The following is a 6,839-nucleotide window of genomic DNA, read 5'->3' as shown; positions in this document are numbered from 1 at the left end:
AATCGCCTTATATCACGCGCTTGGAGCGCTACCTGCCCCGAAAACTACCCATGAATTTTTCTGACGAGGCAAAAAAAGTTTACCGCCAGGCTGGCCGAACTGTTTCCGCTGCACGGGGTCTTGCAGTATCCGATTCACGAACCCGAACTCAGGGTCTTACTGGAGGCTTGATCATGCGCGTAAAATTTGTACAAGTAATGATATTGGCCGTCTCGCTAGGCATGACAACAGGCACGCTGCAGGCCGCATGGTCGGACTTCCTCGGCGACTTACTCGGTGAATTTACCCGGCCGGTCGACGCTGATAAAACGGTGACGACCGGCAGCAGCGCCCTGGGGCAAGAGGAAATGACACGGGCCGTACTTGAGGCACTGGAGGTAGGCTCCAGACGTGCTATCAATCTGCTGGGCAGGGAGGGTGGTTACCTGAATGATCAGGCAGTGAAGATCCTGATGCCGGAGAGCCTGCAAAAGGTCGACAGTTTGTTGCGCCAGCTCGGGCAGGAAAAATACGCCGACGAGTTTGTCGCCAGCATGAACCGTGCGGCCGAACGTGCCGTGCCGCAGACAACACAAATTGTTATTAACACCATCAAAAAAATGAGCCTGCAGGACGCCAGGGGCATACTGCAGGGTGATGATGATGCCGCCACACAATACCTGCGCCAACACGCCTCGGCGGATCTGCGACAGGCGATTCAGCCCATTGTCAGTGAGACAATGGACGAGGTCGGGGTGACCTCTGCCTACAAGAAGATGGTCAGCAAGACCGGCTTCCTGTCTTCGTTGATGGACAAGGAATCACTGGATATCGATCATTACGTTACGACAAAGACCCTCGATGGCCTGTTTATCAAGCTGGCCATGGAAGAGGCAAAGATTCGCAAGGACCCGGTAGCGCGCTCCACTGAGTTGTTACAAAAGGTCTTCAGCCAGTTTGCGGAATAGCCATTAGCGGCGATCGCTCTGCCGGGTATCTTCCAGGAACAGCAGCGGGTCGACGCGAGTATTGTTCAGGCTGACCCCCCAGTGCAGGTGCGCACCGGTCACGCGGCCGGTTTTGCCGACGGCACCAATGCTCTCACCACGCGTCACCTTCTGTCCGGGCTTCACGTCGATACGGCTCATGTGACAGTACATCGTTACCAGCCCCTGTCCGTGATCGATCAGTACCGTGTTGCCGTTAAAAAAGTAATCACCTGTCTCGACCACCACGCCGGCGGCAGGGTTATGGATGGGCACGCCTTCGGCAGCGGCGATATCGAGGCCGCTATGGGGCCGGCGCGGTTGGTCGTTAAAGAAACGCCGTAATCCGAACGGGCTGCTGAAAGGGCCTTCGACGGGCTTCATGAAGACGGTTTCTACCGCCGCCTGCGGCGTCCATTTTTTAAGCGCACCGAGAATGATCTTTTTCTCGCTACGAATGCGTTTCAGATCGTTTGCATACGGGTTGACCTTGCGCTTGTTTTTAATGGTCAGGCGCTGGGTGGCGTACTCTTTGTCCTTCACGCCGAAAGCGACACTGTAGGGCGGCGGCAGGGCTTCCTTGACCCGGAGCAGATGCTCACCCGGTCTGGCCATCAGCGGGATGCCGACCACGGCATACCAATGCCCCTTTTCCCTGACCACCATGACGCGCTGTTGGCCGTAGTGCACAACAGGCGCCTGCTCCGCATTCGTCTCGAGTTTGAGTACGGCCACGCCACCCGGTACGGCCTGGTGTTGCGGCAGGGCCCGTGCCAGCAATGGCACACAGAACAAAATGGCGACCAGGACAGTTAGTCGTTTTGTGAGGATTCGACGCGGCATAAAAGGCTTCCCTTGGCGAGACGGGTCTGGATTTGCTCACCGGTGTTTATTTTACTGGCATCCCGCAGGAGTTCGCCATCAGAGACCCGTTGTACCAGTGCATAGCCGCGCCCGAGCGTGGCGAGCGGGCTGACGGTGTCGAGCGCATGGCCCAGGGTGGCGAGTCTTTGCGTACTGTCTTGCAGGCGTTCATGCATAGCCCGTTCGAGACGCGAGTGCAGGTGATTATAGCGTTCGTGCAGGACGGCGACGCGCTGGGCGGGGGTTTGCTGCATCAAGCGGGCGCGCAGGTTGAGCAGTTTATCCTGCCGACGGCGCAGGAGGTGCCGCAACGCGGTGATTTGGCGCTGCTGCAACTCGTTAACCCGGCTACTGATCCGTGCCAGACGTTGCCCGGGAGATTGCAGCCGACGGGACAGCCAGTCGAGTTGCTGGCTGGTCTGGCGCAGGCGGTTTTGCATGCTGGCGAACAGGCGGCGTTGCAGGCTATTCAGGCGCGCCAGCCATTCCTGCCGGTCCTGGCTGAGCAGTTCAGCCGCCGCCGATGGCGTGGGCGCGCGTGCATCGGCGACAAAGTCGGCTATCGTGAAATCGACCTCGTGGCCGACGGCGCTGACAACCGGGATGCGGCTCTTGAAAACGGCCCTGGCCAGAACCTCTTCGTTGAATGCCCACAGGTCTTCAAGCGAACCGCCTCCCCGGCTGAGCAGGAGCACGTCACATTCACGACGGATATTCGCCAGTTCAATGGCCCGGGCGATCTTTTCGGCCGCCCCCTGACCCTGGACAGGGATCGGGTAAATGAGGATCGGGATGGCCGGGAAACGCCGCTTCAGCACGCTCAGGATATCGCGTATGGCCGCGCCACTGGGCGAGGTAAGCACGCCAATCTGTTTAGGTAATTCGGGTATAGGCTGTTTATGGGCGACCTCAAACAGGCCCTCGTTGCGCAGTTGGCGCTTCATGGCCTCATATTCACGGCGCAGCGCGCCGTCACCGGCCTCTTCCATGTGCTCAATGATGAGCTGGAAGTCGCCGCGGGCCTCGTAAAGGCTGACCTTGGCCCGAACGAGGACCTGCTGGCCATTTTCCGGCTTGAAATCGAGCAAACGGCCACGCATGCGGAACATGGCGCAACGGAGCTGGGCGGAGGGATCTTTGAGCGAGAAATAGAGATGTCCAGAGGCAGGCTGGGCAAGGTTGGAGATCTCGCCTTCAACCCAAATCAGGGGAAAATTGTCCTCCAGCAGCTTGCGGGCGGCACCACTGAGCTCGGAAACGCTGAAAACCTGTCGCAGGGGAGTCTCTTCAAAGTCTTGCATGGGGCCATGATAGCGGGACAGCTCGTCGATGCCCAATAAATTGCCGGATTATTTGTCCGCGGCAATAAAAAAGGCCGGCTAAAAGCCGGCCTTTTTACTATTTCCCGGGAAAGACTTAGCGATACCTTGTATCGGCAATCTTACCGGCGCCTGCTTCGGCCATGGCCTGGGCTTTGCCGATCTGACCCTGACGCTCGACCTTGCCAGCCAGTTTCAGGGTTGTTGCGTAATCACCCTTTTTATAGGCGGCTTTAGCCTTGCCGAGGATCTTGTAGCTGTCACGCCACTCACCACGAACGGCCTTGGCAGCTTCAACGGCCTTTACTGCGGCCTGTACGGCTGCTGCGGCTTCCTGTTTAGATGAGTCATTGGCAAAGGCATGGGTGCCTGTGAGCATGCAGGTTGCAGCTACGAGAATAGCGAATTTTTTCATTGTTGCTCCTCCTCCGGAGAGTATTATTTTATCTTTCTGGTACAGATTGCTGGTTTTTTATATTTCCCGGTCGACGCCAGCGGTCGTCGATCCGGTCAATAACTATAGGCTACCGAGTTTACCCAGCCCGCGTCAAACTCTATAATTATCCGCTAATTAACTGGCCCTTGTGTGGCCACCGACCCAAATGGGAAATCTGCATGCGGATAATTGAAGAAGCTCTTACTTTTGATGATGTTATGCTCATACCGGCACACTCGACCGTGTTGCCCAAGGAAGTGAGCCTGGCCACGCGCCTGACTCGTGACATCACCCTGAACATGCCATTGCTCTCGGCAGCCATGGATACGGTGACGGAAGCACGTCTCGCCATCGCCATGGCACAAGAAGGGGGGATAGGCATTATCCACAAAAATCTGACCATTGAGCGCCAGGCTGAAGAAGTCCACCGCGTGAAGAAGTTTGAAAGCGGGGTGGTCAAGGACCCGATTACGGTGCCGCCTTCGACGACGATTGGTGACCTGATCAAACTGACGAGACAGTACAATATCTCGGGTGTGCCGGTGGTCGACAAGAACGAACTGGTCGGCATCGTTACCGGTCGGGATATGCGTTTCGAAACGCGGGTTGATGCCCCGGTTTCTGAAATCATGACCCCAAAGGATCGCCTGGTGACTGTGCGGGAAGGCGCGAGACGCGAAGAGGTCGTCGCCTTGCTGCACAAACACCGTATCGAGAAGGTGCTGGTGGTCAACGACAACTTTGAGCTGCGCGGCCTGATCACGGCAAAGGATATTCAGAAGGCTACCGACAAGCCATTGGCCTCCAAGGATGACATGGGCCACCTGCGGGTAGGTGCGGCGGTGGGCGCATCGCTGGACGACGAGCGCGTGGTCGCCCTGGCGGAGGCCGGTGTCGATGTGATCGTCGTCGATACCGCACATGGTCATTCGCAGGGTGTGCTCGACAAGGTCCGCTGGGTCAAACAGCACTTCCCGGATATCCAGGTCATTGGCGGCAACATTGCCACTGCCGCTGCCGCCGAGGCACTGCGTGATGCCGGCGCCGATGCCGTGAAGGTGGGTATTGGTCCGGGCTCGATTTGTACCACGCGCATTGTTGCCGGTATCGGTGTGCCACAGATATCCGCAGTCTCGAATATCGCCCGGGCGCTGGCAAAGGATGGAATCCCGTTGATTGCAGATGGCGGTATCCGTTATTCGGGTGACGTCGCCAAGGCCCTGGCCGCCGGCGCGCACAGTGTCATGATGGGTAGCCTGTTTGCCGGCACGGATGAATCACCCGGTGAGGTCGAACTGTTCCAGGGCCGTTCCTACAAGTCTTACCGTGGCATGGGTTCTATTGGTGCGATGGGCCAGAAGGACGGTTCCAGTGACCGTTACTTCCAGGAAAGCTCGGACCAGGACAAGCTGGTGCCGGAAGGCATCGAAGGTCGTGTGCCACACAAGGGCAGCCTGCTGAATATCATTCACCAGATACTCGGCGGCGTGCGCGCCAGCATGGGCTACACCGGCTGTGCCAACCTGGAAGAAATGCGTACCAAACCCGAATTCGTACGTGTAACCTCTGCCGGTGTGCATGAAAGTCATGTGCACGATGTGCAGATCACCAAGGAAGCGCCGAATTACCGCACGACCTGACTACGGATGGCGGGCATTAAGCCCGCCATTTTATTTAATCCCCAGTTTGAAGGCCCATTGATGTCAAACAACATTCACGCCGATCGTATTCTTATTCTCGACTTTGGTTCCCAGTACACCCAGCTTATCGCCCGTCGCGTGCGTGAGGCCGGCGTGTATTGCGAGTTGTATGCCTGGGACATCACCGACGAGGATATAAAGGCCTTTAAACCCAAAGGAATCATCCTCTCAGGCGGACCGGAAAGTACCACCGGTGAGGGGGCACCCACTGCACCACAGGCAGTCTTTGAGCTGGGTGTGCCCGTGCTCGGGATCTGCTATGGCATGCAGACCATGACCGCGCAGCTTGGCGGCAAGGTCGAGAATGCCGACCATCATGAATATGGTTACGCCAAGGTGCGTGCGCGGGGTCATACCGCGCTGCTGAAAGACATCGAAGACGAGGTATCAAAGGAAGGCTTTGGCCTGCTCGACGTGTGGATGTCGCACGGTGACCGGGTCGTGGAAATGCCGGCAGGCTTCAAGCTAATGGCCTCTACAGACTCTGCCCCGGTTGCCGGTATCGCCGATGAAGAGCGACACTTTTATGGCGTGCAGTTTCACCCGGAAGTCACACATACCCTCCAGGGGCAACGCATTATCGAACGCTTTGTGCATGGTATCTGTGGCTGCGAGGCGCTCTGGAACCCGAGCAATATTATCGATAACTCCATTGCCACAATCAGGGAACAGGTAGGGGAGGAAGAGGTGGTCCTGGGTCTGTCCGGCGGGGTGGATTCATCGGTTGTCGCCGCCCTGCTGCACAAGGCTATCGGCAAGCAGCTTACCTGCGTGTTTGTCGATAACGGCCTGCTCCGCTACAAGGAAGGCGACCAGGTGATGGCGACCTTTGCCCAGCACATGGGGGTCAAGGTTATCCGCATCGATGCCGAGGCGCGTTTCCTTGATGCCCTCAAGGGCGAGGCCGATCCGGAGAAAAAGCGCAAGATTATCGGCAATATGTTTGTTGATATTTTTGAGGAAGAATCGAAGAAACTGGTCAATGCCAAATGGCTGGCACAGGGCACTATCTATCCGGACGTAATTGAATCAGCCGGCGCCAAGACGGGCAAGGCACACCTGATCAAGTCACACCATAATGTCGGTGGCCTGCCTGATTACATGCAACTGCAGCTCTGCGAACCGCTCCGTGAACTTTTCAAAGATGAGGTCCGCAAGCTTGGCGTGGAGCTGGGGCTGCCGCACGAGATGGTCTATCGCCATCCGTTCCCTGGCCCCGGGCTCGGCGTGCGTATCCTGGGCGAGGTTAAAAAGGAATATGCGGACTTACTCCGCCTGGCAGACCATATCTTTATTGAAGAGTTGTATAAGCACGAAATCTACCATGATATCTCACAGGCCTTTACCGTCTTCCTGCCGGTCAAGTCAGTGGGTGTGACGGGTGACGGTCGTCGTTATCAATATGTCGTCGCTCTGCGCGCCGTGGAAACGATTGATTTTATGACCGCGCGCTGGGCACACCTGCCTTACGACTTCCTCGACCTCGTGTCACGCCGTATTGTGAACGAGATCGACGGTATCTCGCGTGTCGTCTACGACATTACCGGCAAGCCGC

At 57.3% G+C, this 6,839-nt stretch carries 6 protein-coding genes; 3 read left to right on the top strand and 3 right to left on the bottom strand.

The window, feature by feature from the left end:
- Positions 1-173: 173 nt before the first annotated feature.
- Entirely contained in the window at positions 174-947 is a 774-nt protein-coding gene (locus RQ738_RS12735; protein ID WP_314165646.1) for a DUF4197 domain-containing protein, read from the top strand.
- Positions 948-950: 3 nt separating this feature from the next.
- On the opposite strand, the gene RQ738_RS12730 is transcribed toward RQ738_RS12735, so the two are convergent.
- The 3 genes from RQ738_RS12730 to RQ738_RS12720 all read right to left on the bottom strand — a co-directional run bounded on the left by RQ738_RS12730 (position 951) and on the right by RQ738_RS12720 (position 3,563).
- The gene (locus tag RQ738_RS12730; protein ID WP_314165645.1) at positions 951-1,808 is read right to left on the bottom strand and encodes a peptidoglycan DD-metalloendopeptidase family protein; all 858 of its coding nucleotides are present in this window, start codon (positions 1,806-1,808) and stop codon (positions 951-953) included.
- Positions 1,778-3,130: an exodeoxyribonuclease VII large subunit gene (gene xseA / locus RQ738_RS12725; protein WP_409929554.1), complete on the bottom strand. Its 1,353-nt coding sequence runs from the start codon at positions 3,128-3,130 to the stop codon at positions 1,778-1,780. Before xseA ends, RQ738_RS12730 begins: the two co-directional genes overlap by 31 nt.
- A gap of 115 nt (positions 3,131-3,245) precedes the next feature.
- Positions 3,246-3,563: a hypothetical protein gene (locus RQ738_RS12720; RefSeq protein WP_314165643.1), complete on the bottom strand. Its 318-nt coding sequence runs from the start codon at positions 3,561-3,563 to the stop codon at positions 3,246-3,248.
- Between the two features lie 200 nt (positions 3,564-3,763).
- Here RQ738_RS12720 and guaB point away from each other — a divergent pair, with 200 nt between their 5' ends.
- Both guaB and guaA read left to right on the top strand, forming a co-directional pair.
- Positions 3,764-5,224 carry an IMP dehydrogenase gene (gene guaB / locus RQ738_RS12715; protein WP_314165641.1) on the top strand — a complete coding sequence of 487 codons (1,461 nt, stop codon included), beginning with the start codon at positions 3,764-3,766 and terminating at the stop codon, positions 5,222-5,224.
- Positions 5,225-5,284: 60 nt separating this feature from the next.
- Positions 5,285-6,839, top strand: a 1,555-nt coding sequence (gene guaA / locus RQ738_RS12710) for a glutamine-hydrolyzing GMP synthase (RefSeq protein ID WP_314165640.1), incomplete at its 3' end; no start/stop codon positions are given.

The organism is Sulfuriflexus sp. (genome assembly GCF_032250955.1).
Lineage (GTDB): Bacteria > Pseudomonadota > Gammaproteobacteria > AKS1 > AKS1 > Sulfuriflexus.
Note: the sequence above shows the minus strand (reverse complement) of the source record. Positions and strands in the feature narration are given on the sequence as shown.

Excerpts from the sequence above, each read along its gene's own strand:
- RQ738_RS12735 (WP_314165646.1), top strand. The coding sequence starts at position 174 with ATGCGCGTAAAATTTGTACAAGTAATGATATTGGCCGTCTCGCTAGGC.
- RQ738_RS12730 (WP_314165645.1), bottom strand. The coding sequence starts at position 1,808 with ATGCCGCGTCGAATCCTCACAAAACGACTAACTGTCCTGGTCGCCATT.
- xseA (WP_409929554.1), bottom strand. The coding sequence starts at position 3,130 with ATGCAAGACTTTGAAGAGACTCCCCTGCGACAGGTTTTCAGCGTTTCC.
- RQ738_RS12720 (WP_314165643.1), bottom strand. The coding sequence starts at position 3,563 with ATGAAAAAATTCGCTATTCTCGTAGCTGCAACCTGCATGCTCACAGGC.
- guaB (WP_314165641.1), top strand. The coding sequence starts at position 3,764 with ATGCGGATAATTGAAGAAGCTCTTACTTTTGATGATGTTATGCTCATA.